The organism is Mesorhizobium sp. ES1-4 (genome assembly GCF_020164745.1).
In the GTDB taxonomy this organism is placed as follows: Bacteria; Pseudomonadota; Alphaproteobacteria; order Rhizobiales; family Rhizobiaceae; genus Mesorhizobium.
In genome coordinates, this window is the sequence record NZ_JAIUGV010000004.1 from 372,904 (window position 1) to 389,800 (window position 16,897).

18 protein-coding genes are annotated in these 16,897 nt (G+C 65.4%); 14 read left to right on the forward strand and 4 right to left on the reverse strand.

Annotation, left to right across the window (positions count from 1 at the left end; all coding sequences use genetic code 11):
* Nucleotides 1–181 precede the first annotated feature (181 nt).
* Complete coding sequence (locus tag LB556_RS10100) at nucleotides 182–859, forward strand: hypothetical protein (RefSeq protein ID WP_224566582.1); 678 nt, start codon at nucleotides 182–184, stop codon at nucleotides 857–859.
* A gap of 36 nt (nucleotides 860–895) precedes the next feature.
* Here LB556_RS10100 and LB556_RS10105 read toward each other — a convergent pair whose 3' ends face one another.
* On the reverse strand, nucleotides 896–1,345 hold the full coding sequence (locus LB556_RS10105) for a nucleoside deaminase (RefSeq protein ID WP_224566584.1): 450 nt from the start codon (nucleotides 1,343–1,345) through the stop codon (nucleotides 896–898).
* 180 nt (nucleotides 1,346–1,525) lie between these two features.
* On the opposite strand from LB556_RS10105, the gene LB556_RS10110 reads away from it, so the two are divergent.
* The 5 genes from LB556_RS10110 to LB556_RS10130 all read left to right on the forward strand — a co-directional run bounded on the left by LB556_RS10110 (nucleotide 1,526) and on the right by LB556_RS10130 (nucleotide 7,882).
* Nucleotides 1,526–3,568, forward strand: a complete 2,043-nt coding sequence (locus tag LB556_RS10110; RefSeq protein ID WP_224566586.1) for a pseudouridine synthase — start codon at nucleotides 1,526–1,528, stop codon at nucleotides 3,566–3,568.
* Nucleotides 3,565–4,119, forward strand: a complete 555-nt coding sequence (gene rsmD / locus LB556_RS10115) for a 16S rRNA (guanine(966)-N(2))-methyltransferase RsmD (protein WP_224566588.1) — start codon at nucleotides 3,565–3,567, stop codon at nucleotides 4,117–4,119. Before LB556_RS10110 ends, rsmD begins: the two co-directional genes overlap by 4 nt.
* A gap of 120 nt (nucleotides 4,120–4,239) precedes the next feature.
* Entirely contained in the window at nucleotides 4,240–5,628 is a 1,389-nt protein-coding gene (locus LB556_RS10120) for a M16 family metallopeptidase (protein ID WP_224566590.1), read from the forward strand.
* Nucleotides 5,629–5,630: 2 nt separating this feature from the next.
* Complete coding sequence (locus LB556_RS10125; RefSeq protein WP_224566591.1) at nucleotides 5,631–7,019, forward strand: M16 family metallopeptidase; 1,389 nt, start codon at nucleotides 5,631–5,633, stop codon at nucleotides 7,017–7,019.
* On the forward strand, nucleotides 7,016–7,882 hold the full coding sequence (locus LB556_RS10130; RefSeq protein ID WP_224566592.1) for a patatin-like phospholipase family protein: 867 nt from the start codon (nucleotides 7,016–7,018) through the stop codon (nucleotides 7,880–7,882). The genes LB556_RS10125 and LB556_RS10130 overlap by 4 nt, the downstream gene beginning before the upstream one ends.
* A gap of 77 nt (nucleotides 7,883–7,959) precedes the next feature.
* Here LB556_RS10130 and efp read toward each other — a convergent pair whose 3' ends face one another.
* The gene (gene efp, locus LB556_RS10135) at nucleotides 7,960–8,529 is read right to left on the reverse strand and encodes an elongation factor P (protein WP_081294356.1); all 570 of its coding nucleotides are present in this window, start codon (nucleotides 8,527–8,529) and stop codon (nucleotides 7,960–7,962) included.
* Nucleotides 8,530–8,699: 170 nt separating this feature from the next.
* Here efp and epmA point away from each other — a divergent pair, with 170 nt between their 5' ends.
* Nucleotides 8,700–9,746: an EF-P lysine aminoacylase EpmA gene (gene epmA / locus LB556_RS10140; protein ID WP_224566593.1), complete on the forward strand. Its 1,047-nt coding sequence runs from the start codon at nucleotides 8,700–8,702 to the stop codon at nucleotides 9,744–9,746.
* Nucleotides 9,747–9,767: 21 nt separating this feature from the next.
* Here the strand turns inward: epmA and LB556_RS10145 are convergent, their stop codons facing one another.
* Entirely contained in the window at nucleotides 9,768–10,184 is a 417-nt protein-coding gene (locus LB556_RS10145; RefSeq protein WP_224566594.1) for a VOC family protein, read from the reverse strand.
* A 173-nt stretch (nucleotides 10,185–10,357) separates the two neighbouring features.
* Between LB556_RS10145 and LB556_RS10150 the strand changes: the two genes are divergently transcribed.
* From LB556_RS10150 to lpxK, 6 genes are all read left to right on the forward strand, one after another.
* Complete coding sequence (locus LB556_RS10150) at nucleotides 10,358–11,701, forward strand: TldD/PmbA family protein (protein WP_224566595.1); 1,344 nt, start codon at nucleotides 10,358–10,360, stop codon at nucleotides 11,699–11,701.
* Nucleotides 11,688–12,491: a 3'(2'),5'-bisphosphate nucleotidase CysQ gene (locus LB556_RS10155; protein WP_224566596.1), complete on the forward strand. Its 804-nt coding sequence runs from the start codon at nucleotides 11,688–11,690 to the stop codon at nucleotides 12,489–12,491. Before LB556_RS10150 ends, LB556_RS10155 begins: the two co-directional genes overlap by 14 nt.
* A 76-nt stretch (nucleotides 12,492–12,567) precedes the next feature.
* Nucleotides 12,568–12,813 carry a DUF4170 domain-containing protein gene (locus LB556_RS10160; protein WP_027057469.1) on the forward strand — a complete coding sequence of 82 codons (246 nt, stop codon included), beginning with the start codon at nucleotides 12,568–12,570 and terminating at the stop codon, nucleotides 12,811–12,813.
* Nucleotides 12,814–12,818: 5 nt separating this feature from the next.
* Entirely contained in the window at nucleotides 12,819–13,610 is a 792-nt protein-coding gene (locus LB556_RS10165) for a lysophospholipid acyltransferase family protein (RefSeq protein WP_224566597.1), read from the forward strand.
* Nucleotides 13,607–14,923, forward strand: a complete 1,317-nt coding sequence (gene waaA / locus LB556_RS10170; protein WP_224566598.1) for a lipid IV(A) 3-deoxy-D-manno-octulosonic acid transferase — start codon at nucleotides 13,607–13,609, stop codon at nucleotides 14,921–14,923. Before LB556_RS10165 ends, waaA begins: the two co-directional genes overlap by 4 nt.
* A 1-nt stretch (nucleotide 14,924) precedes the next feature.
* Nucleotides 14,925–15,950: a tetraacyldisaccharide 4'-kinase gene (gene lpxK / locus LB556_RS10175; protein WP_224566599.1), complete on the forward strand. Its 1,026-nt coding sequence runs from the start codon at nucleotides 14,925–14,927 to the stop codon at nucleotides 15,948–15,950.
* Here lpxK and LB556_RS10180 read toward each other — a convergent pair.
* Entirely contained in the window at nucleotides 15,947–16,180 is a 234-nt protein-coding gene (locus LB556_RS10180; protein WP_224566602.1) for a DUF2093 domain-containing protein, read from the reverse strand. The two genes, lpxK and LB556_RS10180, sit on opposite strands and share 4 nt — an antisense overlap.
* A 150-nt stretch (nucleotides 16,181–16,330) precedes the next feature.
* Between LB556_RS10180 and LB556_RS10185 the strand changes: the two genes are divergently transcribed.
* Entirely contained in the window at nucleotides 16,331–16,891 is a 561-nt protein-coding gene (locus tag LB556_RS10185) for a hypothetical protein (RefSeq protein WP_224566760.1), read from the forward strand.
* Nucleotides 16,892–16,897 lie beyond the last annotated feature (6 nt).

The following is a 16,897-nucleotide window of genomic DNA, read 5'->3' on the forward strand; positions in this document are numbered from 1 at the left end:
CAAATGCCACGCCGGGCGGTGCAAATCCGCCCGTGCGTTGCCCTTAACGAGTGGTTGAGGTAAACACGCGAAACTCCGGAAGACAAATTGTCGCCGGATTTCCGTCGCAAGTGCTTGCACGATGGGGACCGGACATAAGCCGGTGGCGATCGAAAGGCTGTCTAGAGTGGGACTTTTTGGCATGACCGAGAGATATAACGCGCGCCTCGCGCTGCTGGCGCCGCTTGTCGCATCGGGCCTCGCTCTATCCGGCTGCATGGGCTCTCCGACCTATGGCACCGACAAGACCGCCGCCGAACAGCTGGCGGGCGATCTTACAGGCGCCGTTTCCTTCGCGCCGAAGCGCAGGGACCCGATCGACTACAAGCCGCGTCCCACCCTGGTGAAGCCGGCACCCGGCCAGAAGGAAGTGCTGCCTGCCCCGCAGGAAAGCATCCAGACGGCAAATGCCGGCTGGCCCGAATCGCCCGAGCAGCGCCGGGCGCGCCTGCGCGCCGACGCCACCGCCCACCAGAATGATCCGTCCTACCAGTCGGAGATCGTCGATGATGTGCAGACGGATCCCGCTTCGGTGAAGAAGGCGATGGAAGACTCCGGCTCGAGCCACCCGCCGGCGTGGAAACCCGCCGATTCCGACAAGGGCCGCGCCGCCGAGATCCAGCGCCGCCTTGCCGAAAGCAAGCAGGGCGACCCAAACACGCGTAAATACCTCAGCGAGCCGCCATTGGCTTACCGTGTCGCCTCCGATGCCGCGCCGCAGAACGAACTCGGCGAAGACGAGTACAAGAAGGAACGCCGCCTCAAGGCAAAGGCCGAGGGCAAGAAGGGCGGTTGGTTCGACTGGTTGCCGTCGCTGTAAGAAAGCTCGCGTCGCTGATCTTGCGGCGGCCTTGGCTCAGTCTCGACGTCCCCTGAAAAAATCCTTCAGCAGCAGGCCCGCTTCGGTTTCCGCCATGCCCGGATAGATGTCGGGCGTGTGGTGGCAGGTCGGTGAAGCGAAGAAGCGCACGCCGTTGACCACGGCGCCGCCCTTTTCGTCCGCAGCGCCGAAATAGAGACGGCGCAGCCTGGCGAAGGAGATTGCCCCGGCGCACATGGCGCAAGGCTCCAGCGTCACATAGAGATCGTGGCCGGTGAGTCGCTCGCTCGAGATTTTGCCGCAGGCTTCGCGGATCACCAGCATCTCGGCATGGGCCGTCGGATCGGCAAGCTCGCGCGTGCGGTTGCCGGCACTGGCAACGACCGTGCCGCCGTTGGCGATGACGGCGCCGACCGGCACTTCGCCGCGCAAGGCCGCGGCTTCGGCCTCCTGCAGCGCCAGGGCCATGAAATCCGGCCGCCTCACGCGATTTGTCTCCCCATTATCTCCTCGCCACCCGGCGGTGATCCTGTTATTGAGCCCATCAACCCGAAAATCGGACTCGATTTTCGGAAAAGATCATGCGCCAAATCAAAAATGCTACAGCGTTCGTTGCGCGCCGAACGGATGTGCCACGCTGTAGCAGCGCGAACGGACAAAGGCCACATGGACGACAACGACAAGAAATCTCCGCGCCAAAAGGGTCCGGGCAAGAAACCCGCGGGCCCGCGAGGCGACAGGGGCGGCAAGCCATCCTTTGGCGCCAAGAAGCCTTACGCGCCGCGCGGCGACCGGCCGGCAGCCGCTGAAGGCGAGCGCCCGAAGCGCGATTTCAAGAGCGGCGACAAGCCTTTCCGCAAGGGACCGCGCCCCGAAGGCAAGCCTTATGAAAAACGCGAAGGCCCGCGCAAACCCTACGCGCCGCGTGGCGACCGTCCGGTGGCCGCCGAAGGCGAGCGCAAGCCTTATGAAAAACGCGAAGGCCCGCGCAAACCCTACGCGCCGCGTGGCGACCGTCCGATGGCGGCCGAAGGCGAGCGCAAGCCTTATGAGAAGCGCGAAGGGCCGCGCAAGCCCTACGCGCCGCGTGGCGACCGTCCGATGGCGGCCGAAGGCGAGCGCAAGCCCTACGAGAAGCGCGAAGGGCCGCGCAAACCCTACGCGCCGCGTGGCGACCGTCCGGTTTCAGCTTCGGCGGAGGGCGGCGAAGAGCGTTTCGATCGTCCCAAGCGTGATTTCGCGGATCGCCCGAAGCGGGACTTCGCTGACCGTCCAAAGCGCGACTTTGGAGGCGACAGGCCCAAACGTGATTTCAGTGATCGGCCCCAAGGGGTATCGGGCGGCGGTTTCAAGCCGCGTCCGCGATCGACCGAGGCAGCGGAAGAAGCCGGCGAGCGCATCGCCAAGCGGCTGGCACGTGCTGGCCTCGCCTCGCGCCGCGACGCCGAGGAGTTGATCGCCGCCGGCCGCGTCAAGGTCAATGGCCGGGTGCTGGCTTCGCCGGCGTTCAACGTCATGCCCAACGACATTATCCATCTCGACGGCATGGAAATCCCGCCGATCGAACGCACGCGCCTGTTCCTGTTCCACAAGCCGGCCGGCGTCGTCACCACCAACCGCGACCCCGAAGGCCGAAAGACCGTCTTCGACGTGCTGCCGGCCGAACTGCCGCGGCTGATGACCATCGGCCGGCTCGATATCAACACCGAAGGCCTGCTGCTGCTGACCAATGATGGCGGCCTGTCGCGCGTCCTGGAGCTACCGGCCACCGGTTGGCTGCGCCGCTACCGCGTGCGCGTCCACGGCAAGGTCGAGGAAAGCGCGCTTGCCGGCCTGCGCGAAGGCATTGCCGTCGACGGCGTCTTCTACGGCGCCATCGAAGCCAGCCTTGATCGCGAGCAGGGCTCCAACGCCTGGCTGACGATCGGCCTGCGCGAGGGCAAGAACCGTGAGGTCAAGAACATTCTCGGCGCGCTCGGCCTCGACGTCACGCGGCTGATCCGCATCTCCTACGGCCCGTTCCAGCTCGAAGATCTCGCCGAGGGTCATGTGCTGGAGATCAAGGGCCGGGTGCTGCGCGACCAGCTTGGCGAGCGCCTGGTCGAGGAATCCGGTGCCAATTTCGACGCCGAGATCACAAAACCGTTTTCCAACCAGCCGGTTCGGCGCACCGAAATCCGAGAGGCCGAGCCCGAACGGCCGAAGTTCACGCGTGACGGCGAGCGCCGGCCGATCGGCGAGGGCGGACTGATCAAGAACCGCAAGCGCCGGGAAGGCAGCCGCGACGAGGCGCTGGGCAAACTGTCGACCAGTCCCGACAGAAGCGCGCGGCCGGAAAAGAGCTTTGGCGAACGCGGCCCCAGACCCGAACGCGGTTTCGGCGACAAGCCGCGCGGCGGCTTCGGGGACAAACCTCGCGGCGGCGGCAAGAAATCCGAGCGCGAGCAACGGCCGATCGAGCCGCCCGGCCAGCGCAAGGCCAATGTGTGGATGGCGCCGGGAGCCCGGCCGATCGGCAAGGGCAGGGCGGAGGCCGATGCGGCCAAGGCGGCCGATGCCAAGGCACGCAAGGCCTCGTTCAAGCCGTCTTATGGCAAGGCCGCCGGCAAACCAGGCGACGCAAAGCCATTCGGCAAGCCGCGTGGCGAGCGTCCCGGTGGCGGCGGCGAGCGGCCGCGCGGCGGCCCCAGGGGCCCCCGCACAAGATGAGAATCGTCGGTGGTGAGTTTCGCGGGCGTCCTCTGGCGACGCCGCGCAGCAGCGCCATCCGTCCGACGACCGACCGCACCCGCGAGGCCGTCTTCAACGTTCTGGCGCACCGCTTTGCCGGGCAACTGGACGGAGCGCGCGTGCTCGACCTGTTCGCGGGAACCGGCGCGCTTGGCCTGGAAGCCCTGTCGCGCGGCGCATCCTATGGCGTCTTCATCGAGGAATCGGCTGAAGGCCGGGGTCTGATCCGCGACAATGTCGAAGCCTTCGGCCTGACCGGACGCACCAAGATTTTCCGCCGCGATGCAACGGGCCTGGGCGAGGCGGGCACGCTGGCGCCGTTCGGCCTCGTCTTTGCCGATCCGCCCTATGGCAGGGGCCTTGGCGAGCGCGCTCTGCGATCGGCCATGGCCGGCGGCTGGCTGCGCCCCGGCGCGCTCTGCGTGGTCGAGGAGACGGCGGCGGTGCCCTTCGAGCCGGGCCCGGGCTTTTCCGTGCTTGATGAGCGTAACTATGGCGAGACGGTGATCCGCTTCATCGTGGCTGACTGAGACGCCGGCTTTCGAGCCGCGGCCTCTTTGCCGCCGCCTTTGCCGGCAACATGAGCAACAATTCACTTTGCTTGTCGCCAGCGCCTTGCCTATCGTCGCTGCATGAAACCGGAGCCATCGATGACATCCAGGATTGAGTGGCTGAGGGCAACGCTTGTGGCGTCGTCGCTGGCCTTGTTCATGATCAACCCTGTCTTGGCTGACAGCTCCGTATCGGCTGACACGGCGCCGGCCGAGTTCAAGGTGACGGATTTCCTGCTCGACAACGGCATGGAAGTGGTCGTCATTCCCGACCATCGCGCGCCGATCGTCACCCATATGGTCTGGTACAAGATCGGCAGCGCCGACGAGCCGCCGGGCAAGTCCGGCATCGCCCATTTCTTCGAACATCTGATGTTCAAGGCGACGGCCCATCACAAAGCCGGCGAGTTCGATCGCGCCGTCTCCGACATTGGCGGCTCCAACAATGCCTTCACCTCCTACGACTACACCGCTTTCCACGAGACGGTGGCGCCGTCCGCGCTCGAACTGATGATGAGCTTCGAAGCCGACCGCATGCGCAATCTCATCCTCACCGACGACGTCATCAAGACCGAACGCGACGTGATCCTGGAGGAGCGCCGCTCGCGCATCGACAACAACCCGCAAGCCGTGCTTGACGAGGAGGTCGATGCCACGCTGTGGCAGAACCAGCCCTATCGCATCCCGGTCATCGGCTGGATGCAGGAGATGGAGCAGTTGAACCGCACCGACGCCATCGCCTTCTATAACAAATACTACAGGCCCAACAACGCCGTGCTGATCGTTGCCGGCGATGTCGAACCGGAAACGGTGAAGGCGTTGGCCGAGAAGACCTATGGCAAGGTGGCCCGCGGGCCGGATCTGCCGCCGCGGGTCCGCCCGGTCGAACCGGAGCAGAACACCAAGCGCACCGTAACGCTCTCCGACCCCCGCGTCAGCGTGCCGAGTTTCTCGACGCAATGGGTCGTGCCCTCCTACCACACCGCCAAGGCGGGCGAGGCCGAAGCCCTCGATCTGCTGGCGGAGATTCTTGGCGACGGCAACCGCAGCCGGCTTTACCAGGCGCTTATCGTCAAACAGGGCATCGCTTCCAACGCCGGCGCGTACTTCCAGGGGACCATGCTCGACGACACCAATTTCACCGTCTACGCGGCGCCGCGCGGTGACGCGCGGCTGGCTGATGTCGAAGCCGCGGTCGATGCCGAGGTGGCGCGAATCGCCAGCGACGGAGTGACCCCCGATGAGCTCGAAAAAGCCAAGGACCGCTATGTCAGGTCGATGATCTTCGCCCGTGATAAGCAGGATTCGATGGCCAACATCTATGGTTCGACGCTCGCTACCGGCGGCACCGTGCAGGATGTCCAGCAATGGCCGGACCGCATCCGCAAGGTAACGACCGACGAGGTCAAGGCAGTGGCCGCGCGCTATCTGGTGCTGTCCCGCGCGACCACCGGCTATCTCTTGCCACAGCAACAGGCGGGGAATTGATAATGAAGAGCACGACCGCCCTGAACCCGCGCAAGCCCTTTCTCTTTCCCACCAGGAGAGAGGGAAAGGCGCGCGCGACGCTTGTGACCCTGCTCCTCTCCATTCTCTTCCTGATCCTGCCGGCGCTTGCCGCCCGCGCCATGGAGATACAGTCCGTCACCTCGCCGAAAGGCGTTACGGCCTGGCTGGTCGAGGATTATTCCGTGCCGGTTGTCGCCATCCGCTTCGTCTTCGGCGGCGGCTCGACGCAGGATCCGCCGGGCAAGGAAGGACTGGCCAATCTGATGACCGGCCTGTTCGACGAAGGCGCCGGCCCGCTCGATTCGGAAGCCTTCCAGATCAAGCTCGACGATGCCGGCGCCGAGATGAGCTTCGACGAGACCCGCGATGGCATCTACGGCTCCATGCGCATGCTGGCCGAGCAGCGCGACGAGGCATTCGATCTGTTGCGGCTGGCGGTCAACGAGCCGCGCTTCGATCAGGCGCCGATCGACCGCATCCGCGCCCAGGTCCTGTCCGGCATCATCGCCAACGAGAACGACCCCGACACGATGGCGCAGAACCGGTGGGCGCGCGCCGTCTATGGCGACCATCCATATTCGCGCTCCGATCAAGGCACCAGGCAGAGCATCGCCGCCATCACGCAGGCCGATCTCAAGGCCCTGCACAAGGCGCTGTTCGCGCGCGGCGGCCTGCATGTCGCGGTGGTCGGCGCCATCGACCCCGAGACCCTGAAGAAGAAGCTCGACATGGTGTTCGGCGATCTGCCGCCAAACCAGGCGCTGGCCCCCGTGGCCGATATCGAGCCCAAGCTGGCGCAGCATATCGAGGTCAATTACGACCTGCCGCAAACCTCGCTGCGGCTCGCCTGGCCGGGCGTGAAGCGCAAGGCCGCGGATTTCTTCCCCGCCGTTTTGATGAACGAAATCCTTGGCGGCGGCACTTTCACCTCGCGCCTGTTCCAGGAGGTGCGCGAAAAGCGCGGGCTGGCCTACAGCGTCAACTCCTCGCTGGTCAATCAGGACCATGCCGACGCGCTGATCGTCACCACCGGAACCCGTTCCGACCGCGCCGCCGAGACGCTCGGCATTGTGCGCGACGTGGTCAAGCGCCTGGCCGAAGACGGCCCGACCGAGGCCGAATTGGCGGCGACCAAGAAGTATCTGATCGGCGCCTATGCGATCAACAATCTGGATTCGTCGGGTTCCATCGCTGCGACGCTGGTCGAGCTGCAACTGGACGATCTCGGTATAGACTACATGCAGCGCCGCACCGGCTACATCAACGCGGTGACGCTTGATCAGGTCAAGGCGGCGGCGAGGAAGCTGCTGACGGCCGAGCCGACGATCATGGTGGTGGGGCCGCCGCTGGCGGGAGCCGGCAAGGGGTGAGCCCGACTTTCGGCATAGCTTTCGGCGGCGGCGGCGCGCGCGGGCTGGCGCATATCCATGTCATCGAGGCGCTGAACGAGCTCGGCATCGAACCGGTGGCGATAGCCGGCTCGTCGATTGGCGCGATCATGGGCGCCGGCATGGCCTCCGGCATGACCGGCAAGGAGATCCACGATTATGCCCGCTCGATCCTTGGCCGGCGCGCAGAGGTTGCGAGCCGCATGTGGCGGGCGCGGCCAGGCACGATCGCGGAAGCCATGCAAGGCGGCATCCGGGTCAGCCAGTTCAATGTCGAGCGCATCCTCAAGGCGTTTTTGCCCGAAGCCATCCCCGAGACCTTCGCCGACCTGAAAATTCCATTGAAGGTGACGGCGACGGACTATTTCGGCCACAAGCTCGCCGTGTTCAATGATGGCGACCTGCACTCGGCCCTTGCCGCCTCAGCCGCCATTCCCGCCGTGTTCCGCCCGGTGACGCGCGACGGCAGGCTGCTGATCGATGGCGGCATCTACAATCCGGTGCCCTTCGACCTTATCGAGAAGGATGCCGACATCATCATTGGCGTCGACGTGGTCGGCGCGCCGGAAGAGGCCGACCGCAAACAGCCGACTTCCGTCGACCTGATGTTCGGCGCCACGCAACTGATGATGCAGTCGATCATCGCCAACAAGCTGAAACAGTGCAGCCCCGACATACTGATCCGCCCGGCGGTGTCGAAATATCGCGTGCTCGATTTCCTGAAGATCGACGCCTTGATGAACGAGACCGTTGAAATCAAGGATCGGCTGAAACGGGAGGTGGAGGCCGCTGTCGAACAGCGTTCCGCCAAGGTCAACGCGAAAAGAACACCAGCCAAGACGTGATCGCTGTCAGCGGTTCCGTCAGCAGGACCGCGAGGCTACTTCGTGCCGATCAATGCTGAGCCGGCTTCTGCTCCCGCTCAGTCCTTCGCGCGCTCCACATAGGACCCGTCGGCCGTCATCACTACCACGCGGGTGCCAGGCGCAATGTGCGGCGGCACGGTGGTGCGCACGCCGTTGGAAAGCACGGCCGGCTTGTAGGAGGAGGAGGCCGTCTGGCCCTTGGTCGTCGGCTCGGTTTCGACCACTTCGAAGGTGGCGCGCTGCGGCAGCACCAGGGCAATCGCGATGCCATTGAACTGCGACACCTGCACCGGCATGCCTTCCTGCAGGTAGGGGGCCGCGTCGCCGACCACGGCTTCCGTCACCGCGACCTGGTCGTAGGTTTCCGGGTTCATGAAGTGATAGCCTTCGCCGTCGGCATAGAGGAAGGTGTGCTCGCGCTCCTCGACATAGGCGCGCTCCACCTGTTCGGTGGTGCGGTAGCGCTCCGACACCTTCACCCCGTCGCCGATGCGCCGCATGTCGAGCTGCGTCACGGGCGTGCCCTTGCCCGGGTGGATGTTTTCGGCAAAGAGGATCACATAAAGCTTGCCGTCCTTGTCGACGACATTGCCTTTACGGAGCGAACTGGCGATGACTTTCACCACGGTTTTAAATCCTGCGAGAGTTGATTGGCGTTTGCCGGCTCGTGCGGCGCTGGATGGGGGCCTAGCGCATCTTGGCGCGAACCGCCAGCCCCCGATGCGAACTGACATGAGGGCGAACTGACTTGGGAGCGAACTGACATGAGGCGCATCGGCATGCCTTCGATCCGCCCATGACCGCCGCGTCGCCCTGGTGGACGCCACATGTCCATGCCGACCGCCGTCCACGCCTGATGCTGCGCAACGGGCTGACGGTCGCCTTGCGCGACTGGTTCGCCCGCCACGACTTCATCGAGGTGGAGACGGCGGCGCTGCAGGTCTCGCCCGGCAACGAGGCGCACCTTGCGGCTTTTGCCACGGAAGCGGTCGGGCCGGATGGCGTCCGCTCGCCGCTTTATCTCCATACCTCGCCGGAATTCGCCTGCAAGAAGCTGCTTGCCGCGGGAGAACAGCGCATTTTCAGCCTCGGTCCGGTCTACCGCAACCGAGAGCGCGGCCCCTTGCATCATCCTGAATTCACCATGCTCGAATGGTACCGGGTGGGCGAGACCTATGAGAGCCTGATGCGCGACTGCGCCGATCTGCTGGCGCTGGCCGCGACACGGGCAGGGGCCACGCGTTTTTCCTTCCGTGGCCGCGACTGCGATCCGTTCGCCGAACCGGAGCGGTTGACTGTGGCGGACGCCTTCAGCCGCCATGCCGGCATCGACCTGCTGGCCACGGTCGCCGCCGATGGTGGCACCGACCGGGACGCGCTTCATGCCGCGCTTATCCAGGCCGGCCTGCGTACCGCGCCTGACGACAGCTGGGCGGATTTGTTCAGCCGTGTGGTGGTGGAAAAGATCGAGCCGTTCCTCGGACAGGGGCGGGCGACCATCCTGTGCGAATATCCGGTCGCCGAGGCGGCGCTTGCCAGGCCGAGCCCGCGCGATCCGCGCGTCGCCGAGCGCTTCGAGCTCTATTGCTGCGGTGTCGAGCTCGCCAACGGCTTTGGCGAGTTGACCGACGCGGCCGAGCAGCGCCGGCGCTTCATCATCGAAATGGACGACAAGGAGCGCATCTATGGCGAGCGCTATCCGCTGGACGAGGATTTTCTGGCGGCCCTTGCCATCATGCCGCAGGCCAGCGGCATCGCGCTTGGCTTCGACCGCCTGGTGATGCTGGCGACCGGCGCGCACAAGATCGAGGACGTGATCTGGACGCCGGTCGCGGCATCTTGAATGAGAGGCCAGGCCTCGAGTTCAATGCGCGAAAACCTGCTCTAATGACCGAAAACCCTTGAATTCCAGGGCGTTGCCCGAGGGGTCGCGGATGAACAGCGTGGCCTGTTCGCCAGGCTCGCCCTTGAAGCGGATCATTGGCCGTTCCAGCCAGTCTATGTCGTCGCGCGCTTCCAGGCGCGTGGCCAGGCGCTGCCAGTCGTCCATCAGGAGCACGGCGCCGAAATGCGGGATCGGCACCGAAATGCCGTCGACCTTGCCGTCACTGGCGGCTTGCGCGGCTTGCGGCCGCAGATGCGCCGACATCTGGTGGCCGAAAAGGTCGAAATCGACCCAGGTCGCCGACGAGCGGCCGATCGCGCAGCCCAGCACCTCGCCATAGAAAGTACGGGTTTCATCGAGATCACGAACCGGAAAGGCTAGGTGGAAAGGTGTCATGGCGAAGGCTCCAGATAGGCAAAAGCCGAGGCGTCCGTTCTTAGCGGGCGCTTCGATGGCGATTTGGTCGCGGCATCCTGATTGCCCTTCTGCCATTGCACAAGCGGCATTGGAACAATAGATGGTGCGGCAGCATCTGCCTTCCGGACAGGCCGAAGAAACAGGATGAATGCATGACCGACAAGCTCGACGCCGCGAAATTGACGGACCGCGTCGCGGCGCTGGTCGAGGCCGCGAAACGCGCTGGCGCCGATGCCGCCGACGCCGTCGCCGTGCGTGGCCGCTCGACCGGAGTCGCGGTGCGGCTTGGCAAGGTCGAAAACACCGAAGCGTCCGAGGGCGATGACGTTTCGCTGCGGGTCTTCGTCGGCCGGCGTGTGGCCAGCGTGTCGGCCACCGCCGCGTCCGATCCGAAGGCGCTTGCCGAGCGCGCCGTCGCCATGGCCAAGGTGTCACCCGAGGATCCCTACCAGGGTCTTGCCGATCCTGCGCTGCTGGCCAGGCAGACCCGCGATCTCGACCTGTTCGACGCGACCGAAGTGTCGGCTGAACAGTTGAAGGAAGCGGCCCTTGCGGCCGAGGCGGCAGCCCTTGCGGTCAAAGGGGTGACCAATTCGTCAGGCGCCAATGCCAGCGCCGGGCTTGGCGGGCTGGTTCTGGCCACCTCGCATGGCTTTCTCGGTCACTATGTCGCCTCGCGCTTTGCGCGCTCGGCCAGCGTGATTGCCGGCGAGGGCACCGGCATGGAGCGCGACTATGAATTCTCCTCGCGCCAGCATTTCGCCGATCTCGATGCGCCCGAGGATATCGGCCGCAAGGCTGGCGAACGGGCCGTGCGCCGCCTTGGCGCGCGCAAGGCAGCGACCGGATCGGTCGACGTGGTGTTCGACCCGCGCGTCGCGCGTGGCATTGCCGGCCATATCGCGGGCGCCATCAACGGCGCTTCCGTCGCACGCAAGACCTCGTTCCTGCGCGACATGATGGGCAAGCAGGTGGCTGCTTCCGCCATCACCGTAACCGACGAGCCGCTGCGGCGCCGTGGCCAGGCCTCGCGCCCATTCGATGGCGAAGGCGTCGAGGGCGAGAAACTCCTGATGATCGAAAACGGTGTCCTCAAGCACTGGTTCCTGTCGACATCGGCGGCCCGGGAGCTTGGCCTTGTCACCAATGGTCGCGGCGCGCGCAGTGGCTCGTCCGTCTCGCCTTCGTCGACGAACCTTGCCATCGAACCGGGCGAGCGCTCGCCCGAGGATTTGATCGGCTCGCTCAAGACCGGCTTCTATGTCACCGAGGTGTTTGGCCACGGCGTCGACATGCTCACCGGCGAATACAGCCGCGGCGCCTCCGGCTTCTGGATCGAAAATGGCGCGCTTGCCTATCCGGTCGCCGAAGTCACCATCGCCTCGAACCTGAAGACGATGTTCCTCAACATGGTGCCGGCGAATGACCTCGACCGCAATTTCGGCACCGCCGCCCCGACGCTCCTGATCGAAGGCATGACCCTTGCCGGAGCATGAGCTGAGCACTGCCAGCGCCGATCTGGACCTGCCGCTGCTGCGCGACGCCGCCCGCGAGGCGGGTCTCATCGCCATGCGCTACTTCGGCAACAATCCGCAGGTCTGGATGAAGGGAGGCACCTCGCCGGTCAGCGAAGCCGATCATGCCGCCGACGCGTATCTGCGCCAGACGCTGCTGGCGGCGCGGCCGGATTATGGCTGGCTGTCGGAAGAGACGGCCGACGATCCGGCGCGGCTTTCGGCACGCCGCACCTTTGTTGTCGACCCGATCGACGGCACGCGCGGCTTCCTCGAAGGCCAGCGCACCTGGTGCGTCAGCGTTGCCGTGGTCGAGCATGGCCGCACGCTCGCCGGCGTGCTCGAATGCCCGGCGATGAACGAGACGTACTGGGCGTTGCCTGCCCAGGGCGCCTTCCGTGACGGCAGACGCATCGCGGTGCGCAAGCCTGGAGACAAAGCCGAGATTTCAGGGTTGAAGCAGTTGATCGACCTGGTGCCGGCGGGCTGGCAGGAGCGGCTGCGGCGAGCACCCTACATCCCCTCGCTCGCCTACCGCCTGGCGATGATCGCCAACGGCACGCTCGATGCAACGTTCGTCAAGCCGAATGCGCATGACTGGGACATCGCCGCCGCAGATCTCATCCTGCGCGAGGCGGGCGGCCAGTTGCTCGACCCGAATAGCCGGGCGCCGCTCTACGCCGGCGAGGTGATCCGCCACGGCGCGCTCGCCGCCGGCAGCGGGGAACTGCTGGCGGTGCTCGTCGATGTCATCGCCGGGCTGGATGCCTGAACGCACTTTCGACAGTTCCAAAGTCGGCGGCTTTGGTCTAGACCTGTCGCAAACTCACAATATGTGAAGGACCGACATGACCGCGGAAGACGGGAAGAAACAGCTTTTGCATCTGGTGTTCGGCGGCGAACTCAAGAAGCTGGGCGGGACCGAGTTCCGGGATCTCGATGCGCTCGACATCGTCGGCGTCTATCCCGACTATCAATCCGCGCACACTGCCTGGAAAGCCAAGGCGCAAGCCAGCGTCGACAACGCCCATATGCGTTATTTCGTCGTCCATCTGCACCGTCTGCTGGATCCCGATAGCAAGGCCGCCGGTTGACTTCGATGGAACATGATCTGGCGAAAGAGCCAGCCAGCGAGGCCGCGCCCGCGGGCAGGGGCGGCAGCCGCAAGACCAAGGCCTTCTGGCGCAGGATACGCGAGCCGCTCGCACAGTCCCGATTCGTCAAGAATGCGATTGCCAGCCTGCTCGCCCAGTTCGTGCGATTGGTTCGCCTGACCAGCCCCCTCGTCGACGGATCGGCTCGCTTTTCGGGCGGCGCCTATGCCGAGTTCGAGCCGGGGATCATTGCTCTGTGGCATGGGCAGCATCTTTTGACGCCGGCCTACTACCCAAAGCGTAAACCTTTGGTCGCCATGGTGTCGCGAAGCGCCGATGCCGAGCTCAACGCGCTGATGCTGGAGAAGTTCGGCATCGAGGCGGTGCGCGGGTCGGGCGGACGTGACAATGCCAGGCATCTGGACAAGGGCGGGGCCAAGGCGCTCATCGCCCTCAAAAAGTCGCTCACATCAGGCAAGAACGTCGCCATGATCGCAGACATACCCCACGGTACCCCACGCGATGCAGGGCTCGGTATCGTGCTTTTGGCTCGCCTCTCCGGCCGGCCGCTGCTGCCCGTCGCTATCGCCACCAGCCGCCGCAAGGTGTTGGAAAAGAGCTGGGACAAGACCACCATCAACCTGCCCTTCGGCCGCTCCGCCGTGACCATCGGCGCGCCGATCTTCGTGGCGGCGGATGCCGACGATGCCGAAATGGAGCGCAAGCGCCAGGAGGTGACGGCTGCCCTCAATGCCGCGACCGCCGAGGCCTACCGTCTCGTGGATGGGCCGCGGTGAGCGGCCGCTGGGCGCGTACTGTATTGTCAGCGTACCGTTTTGCCGGTGCGGCCGCCTATCCACTGGTCTGGCCCTATGTCGCCTGGCGCACCTCGCGCGGCAAGGAAGACCGCAACCGAAGGCGCGAGCGCTATGGCGTCGCCGGCCGGCCGCGCCCCGACGGGCCGGTGATCTGGATCCATGCCGCGAGCGTCGGCGAGACCTTGGCCGTCGTGCCGCTCGTCGAAAGCATTCTGGATTACGGCGTCAACATCGTGCTGACAACCGGCACGGTGACCTCAGCCCAGGTCGTCGACGAGCGCCTCGGCGATCGCATCATCCACCAATACGTTCCACTCGACCTGAAGCCGGCGGTCAGCCGCTTCCTCGATCACTGGAAACCTGATCTGGCGATCATCGCCGAATCCGAGATCTGGCCGATGACCATCCTCGAACTTGGTGCCCGCCACGTGCCGCAGGTGCTGGTCAATGGCAGGCTCTCCGATCGCTCCTTCACGTCCTGGAAGAAGCGGGCCAACATCGCCGAGGCGCTGTTCGAAAACCTGGCACATGTCGTTGCCCAGTCCGACGTCGACGGCGAGCGGTTTCGCGTGCTCGGCGCCCGGCCGGTCACGGTGTCGGGAAATCTCAAGGTCGACACCAACCCGCCGCCGGTCGACCAACGGGCGCTTGGCACTTTGCAGCGGCAGATCGCCGGTCGCCCGACCTGGGCGGCGATCTCGACCCATGATGGCGAGGAAGTGGTCGCCGCGGAAGTCCACGCGACGCTGCACAAGCGTCACAACGGCCTTTTGACGATCGTCGTTCCGCGCCATCCCGACCGCGCCGAGGCCCTTGCCGCGCAGATTTCCGGCATGGGCCTGAAAGTCGCGCGGCGCAGCAAGGGGGATCGAATCGGGTCGGACACCGATATCCTGCTCGGCGATACGATCGGCGAGATGGGGCTTTATCTCAGGCTGACCGAAATCGCTTTCGTCGGCCGCTCGCTGACCTCCGAAGGCGGCCAGAATCCGCTCGAGCCGGCCATGCTCGACACCGCTGTTCTCGCCGGACGCAACGTGCAGAATTTTCGCGAGGCCTATCAGCGCCTGCTCGACAGCGGCGGCGCCAAGCTGGTGCGCGACCGCGACATGCTGGCTGGCGCGGTCAATTTCCTCCTGACCAACGAGGTGGCGCGCCATGAGATGATGGCGGCGGGGATCGCGACTGTCGATGAAATGCGCGGCGCGCTGGCACGCACGCTCAAGTCGCTCGAACCCTATATCCAGCCGCTGGTGGTCAAGGCGCGCCTGAAGGGCGCCAACGGGCGCTAGCGTGGCCTCCGAAGCACCGCCATTCTGGTGGGAGGAGCCGGACTGGAAGGTCCTGGCGCTGTCGCCGCTGTCGGCCGTCTATGCGCTGGTCGCCGGTCGTGGCATGCGGCGGGCCCGGCGCGAGAAGATCGAGGCGCCGGTTCTGTGCGTCGGCAATTTCACTGTTGGCGGCACCGGCAAGACGCCGGTGGCGATCGCGCTCGCCCAACAGGCCAGGCGCATGCGGCTGAAGCCCGGTTTCCTGTCTCGCGGCCATGGCGGCTCCTTCGCGGAGCCGCATGTCGTCGATGTCAGCCATGACAGCGCCAGACATGTCGGCGACGAACCGCTGCTGCTGGCCGAACATGCTCCGGTGGCGGTGACGCCCAATCGAGCCGCCGGCGCCCGGCTGCTGCTGGAAAAGCACGATTGTGATTTCCTGATCATGGACGACGGCTTCCAGAGTGCGCGCATCCACATCGATTATGCGCTGGTGGTCGTCGATGCCCGCTACGGGATCGGCAATGGCCGCGTCATCCCGGGCGGCCCGCTCAGGGCCAAGATCGTCGACCAACTGGTTTTCACCAGCGGCTTGCTGAAGATGGGTGAGGGCACGGCCGCGGACACGGTGGTCCGTCAGGCAGCGCGTGCCGGCCGGCCGATCTTCGATGCCCATACCGAGCCGAGCAGCAAGGCGGAGTTTGCCGGAAAGCGATTTCTGGCCTTCGCCGGCATCGGTCATCCTGAGAAATTCTTCGACACGGTTCGCGGGGCCGGCGGCGAGGTGGTCGTGTCCAGGCCCTTTCCGGACCATCACTTCTACGCCGAGGACGAGCTTGCCGAACTGGCCGCGACGGCGCGGGCCGAAGGCCTTGGCCTGATCACCACCGCCAAGGACGCCGCCCGGTTGCGCCATGGCGCCTCGCAGGAATTTCTCGGCGGTCTCGACGTGCTGGAAATCGACACGGTGTTCGAACCCGACCACGTTCCCGAACGCGTCATCGAGGAGACGCTCGACGCCTGGCGGCAGCGCAAGCTGAGAGGCTAACCCCGTTTGCGCATCTCCGGATGCGCCTCGATTTCGCGGCGCAGCGAAGCGGCAGCGTTCACGTAGGGCTCCTGCCTCGCGACGCTCCAGTATTTCAGCTCATCCAGCGGAATGTTTTCGCCGGTTACGGCGCAACGCACGAACGAGCCGGGGCTGGTGACCTGGAAATCGCCATCGAGGTAGCGGATGCGGGCTTCCTTGCCGCCGGGGCCTTCGAAACGGTTCATCATACGGTGGTGCCGAGCTTCATGAAGATGTCATCGCCATAAATCGCAGGGAAGGTCAAGCTTGGCGCAATGCAAGGCTGCTATCGGACAATCGCAAACGGCTGTTTTGAGGGTGGCATGGACATTTCTTCTGCACGGCTGGCTTCTTTGCTGGTGGAGGCGATGACACCGCAGGCTGTGCCGTCGGCGAAAGCCGATCCGGCCAACGTGGCTCTGGTCAAGGCGTTGGTCCAGCCGCCGACGCCGCCCCTTCTGGCGCAACAGACGGCGCCGGTATTGTTGGCCCTGCCTTCAACGGCGATTGCCGCCAAAGTGCAGCAGATCGCTTCGGCCGGTATTGTCGAGGCGTATCTGGCTCAGGTCGAACCAGCCGATGGCACCGATGCAGCCCCCGCCGCCGCCGTGGCGAGGCAGTCGACGCAGGACGTCGAGACGCAAAAAGGTCTGGCGGTACCTCTGGTAAAAGCCGAGAACGCCGATCCAGCCGGCGGCCCGGCGGCGGCGGGGCTGGCGGCGGTGACGCCAATGGGGCCAGCCTGGCGCCAGGCATCCAACCAGAATATCCCCGCTAGGCGAGGGCAGACCGCGTCCCGGCCAAACGGCATGCAGGAGCAGGGTTCCGAACCCCTGCTGCTCAAGGTTGCCTTTGTCTCGGCAACCGCCGGCTTGCTCGGGGCGGCGGCATTCGGTTTGGCCTTGCGGATGTTCAGCTAAGTAATT

Excerpts from the sequence above, each read along its gene's own strand:
- LB556_RS10150 (WP_224566595.1), top strand. The coding sequence starts at position 10,358 with ATGACCGACAAGCTCGACGCCGCGAAATTGACGGACCGCGTCGCGGCG.
- LB556_RS10125 (WP_224566591.1), top strand. The coding sequence starts at position 5,631 with ATGAAGAGCACGACCGCCCTGAACCCGCGCAAGCCCTTTCTCTTTCCC.
- LB556_RS10145 (WP_224566594.1), bottom strand. The coding sequence starts at position 10,184 with ATGACACCTTTCCACCTAGCCTTTCCGGTTCGTGATCTCGATGAAACC.
- LB556_RS10120 (WP_224566590.1), top strand. The coding sequence starts at position 4,240 with ATGACATCCAGGATTGAGTGGCTGAGGGCAACGCTTGTGGCGTCGTCG.
- LB556_RS10110 (WP_224566586.1), top strand. The coding sequence starts at position 1,526 with ATGGACGACAACGACAAGAAATCTCCGCGCCAAAAGGGTCCGGGCAAG.
- LB556_RS10180 (WP_224566602.1), bottom strand. The coding sequence starts at position 16,180 with ATGATGAACCGTTTCGAAGGCCCCGGCGGCAAGGAAGCCCGCATCCGC.
- LB556_RS10100 (WP_224566582.1), top strand. The coding sequence starts at position 182 with ATGACCGAGAGATATAACGCGCGCCTCGCGCTGCTGGCGCCGCTTGTC.
- LB556_RS10160 (WP_027057469.1), top strand. The coding sequence starts at position 12,568 with ATGACCGCGGAAGACGGGAAGAAACAGCTTTTGCATCTGGTGTTCGGC.
- LB556_RS10165 (WP_224566597.1), top strand. The coding sequence starts at position 12,819 with ATGGAACATGATCTGGCGAAAGAGCCAGCCAGCGAGGCCGCGCCCGCG.
- epmA (WP_224566593.1), top strand. The coding sequence starts at position 8,700 with ATGACCGCCGCGTCGCCCTGGTGGACGCCACATGTCCATGCCGACCGC.
- rsmD (WP_224566588.1), top strand. The coding sequence starts at position 3,565 with ATGAGAATCGTCGGTGGTGAGTTTCGCGGGCGTCCTCTGGCGACGCCG.